The organism is Petrachloros mirabilis, assembly GCF_975968855.1.
The window spans coordinates 1-2727 of the sequence record NZ_CDLUDY010000050.1 but is presented as its reverse complement, the minus strand read 5'-3'; the positions used below and the strand labels follow the sequence as shown (position 1 = coordinate 2727).

Below are 2727 nucleotides of genomic sequence, written 5' to 3'. Positions count from 1 at the left end.
TCACCAGACGGGTTGGACAGGGCTGGTCGCAAAGCTGATCCAGCAGTCTGGAGACTTGCGCCGATCCCCGCGCCGTTGTCTCCATGAAAATACTCGTAGAAAGGAACGGCATGCTGCCAATAGGGGTCGCGCTGAAAAATCTCGGTGCCGCCGAACACCGGCCGCCGTCCCTGCTCATCCTGCAGGAAAATGTGTGTGAGCCGCCGTGACAGTTTCGCCGCCACATTCCAGATCGTCGTCTTCCGGCCCGAACCGGTCGGGTACTCGACTTTGTAGCTCTCGCCTAAGAAATAGTGGAACTTCTGCAGCGATTCGATAAGGAGGTAGTTAATGGGGAACCAGATCGGCCCGCGCCAATTCGAATTGCCGCCGAAGAGGCCCGTGCTTGATTCAGCCGGCTCGTAATCCACGCGATGCTTTTGTCCCATCACATCGACCACGTAGGGGTGTTCCTTGTGGTAACGGGAGAGCGCCCGGATCCCGAACGGAGATAGAAATTCCTGTTCGTCGAGCATATAGCGAAGGACAGATCGCAGACGGTCCCGATTGACGAGCGAGAGAAAGCGGCGGACACCGCCGTCATGAGATTGCGTCTCGACATGTTGAGCGAAATCTGGCCGGTGCTCGATGAACCACTGCATCCGATGTTTGAATCGCGGCAGTCTGTCGATGAGATCACCATCCAGGGTTTCGACGGCGAAGAGCGGGATCAACCCGACGATGGAGCGGACCTTCATGTGGCACGTCTGCCCATTCGGCAGGTGGAGGACGTCGTAGAAAAACCCGTCGTCCTTGTTCCACAGCTCGATCTTCTCGCCGCCGATATTGTTCATCGCTTGGCAGATATAGACGAAGTGTTCGAAGAACTTGCTGGCGACGTCCTCATAGGCCGGGTTGTCCCGAGCCAGTTCGAGAGCGATCGTCAGCATGTTCAGACAATACATCCCCATCCAGCTGGTCGCATCCGATTGTTCGATGTGGCCGCCTGTCGGGAGAGGTGCACTACGGTCGAAGACGCCGATGTTGTCGAGCCCGAGAAAGCCGCCTTGGAAAACATTCTTTCCCTCGGCGTCCTTGCGGTTGACCCACCAGGTGAAGTTCAAGAGCAGTTTGTGGAACACACGTTCGAGGAAACGGCGATCGCCAACGCCTCGGCGCTTCTTCTCGATCTTGTAGACGCGCCAGGCAGCCCAGGCATGGACCGGCGGATTCACATCGCCGAATGCCCATTCGTAGGCAGGAATCTGCCCGTTCGGATGCAAGTACCATTCGCGCAACATCAACACGAGCTGTTCCTTGGCAAACGTCGAATCGAGGAGGGCCAGCGGGATACAGTGAAAAGCCAAGTCCCACGCGGCGTACCAGGGATATTCCCACTTGTCCGGCATGGAGATGACATCGGCGTTATAGAGGTGGGTCCAGTCCGAGTTACGGCCGTGCAACCGTTCGCGCGGCGGGTCCGGCATACCCGGATCACCCTTGAGCCAGCGTGCCAGATTGTAGTGATAGAACTGTTTGCTCCAGAGCAGGCCGGCGAAGGCCTGCCGCTGCACCCGCCGCGCATCTTCGGATAGATCGGATGGCGCAAGGCTGTCATAGAATTCATTCGCTTCCTGGATCCGTTTCTTGAACGTCTCATCGATCTTCCGGCGTGAGAGGCTCGTGGCGTCCGACTTGTGCGTGAATTGGAGGCAGATCTGATCCGATGCCCCGGGCGCGAGGGTAAGCGTATAGTGGGCTGCGGCTTTCGAGCCGATCTTGTCCGGGTTGACCGCTTCCTTGTCTCCGTGAATCACATAATCGTGGAAACTATCTTTGACGTAGCGTGCGCCTTCCTGGTCGCCGTAGAGACGGCGGCTGTTGGTCTCGTTTTCTGTAAAGAGCAACGTCGGTTGCCGGTCGCACAGTAGGCGGCGGCACCCATAATAATCATGGTTGAGCTCGATGACGCTGGTGCCGTTACCAGACTCCCCCTCCCGCATCCGGGGACGACGGGCATCCAATCCCCAAGACCAGGTGTTACGGAACCATAGAGTTGGAAGCAGCGTGAGTTCGGCCGGATCCGGCCCCCGATTGATGACCTGAATGCGGATGGATAATTCTTCCGGCGATTCCTTCGCATACTCGACGAACACATCGAAGTAGCGATTCTCTTCGAATACGCCGGTGTCGATCAATTCAAATTCCTGCTCATGACGGCTGCGCCGGCGGTTTTCTTCGACAAGCCTCGCATAGGGGAACTCTGCCTGAGGGTACTTGTAGAGATATTTCATGTAAGAATGTGTCGGAGTTGAATCGAGGTAAAAGTAATAATCCTTCACGTCTTCGCCGTGATTGCCCTCGTTGCCCGTCAGGCCGAATACCCGCTCCTTGAGAATAGGGTCCCGGCCGTTCCACAAAGCGATGGCAAAACAGATGTATTGGTGGCGGTCACAGATCCCGGCGAGGCCATCCTCGTTCCAGCGATAGGCGCGGGAACGGGCGTGGTCATGCGAAAATGCTTCCCAGGCATTACCGAAAGGGCTGTAATCCTCGCGCACTGTGCCCCATGCTCGTTCACTCAAATAGGGGCCCCAACGTTTCCAATGTTCCTTCCGTGCTGCGTCTGCTTCAAGCCGTTGCGGCTCGGCCAGAAGTGAGTGAAGGGATGGGACAGCAGATGGATCTTCGGTAGCCATACGACTCCTTCTGAAAGTGTCTTACAGGATTTGAGTCGTTGGGAGGCAG

General features: G+C 56.9%; 1 protein-coding gene. It reads right to left on the bottom strand.

The features are described from left to right. Positions 1–2678: MGH1-like glycoside hydrolase domain-containing protein (locus ACWVCN_RS02200; protein ID WP_455243876.1), on the bottom strand; the 2678-nt coding region annotated here is incomplete at its 3' end. Between the last annotated feature and the right edge of the window lie 49 nt (positions 2679–2727).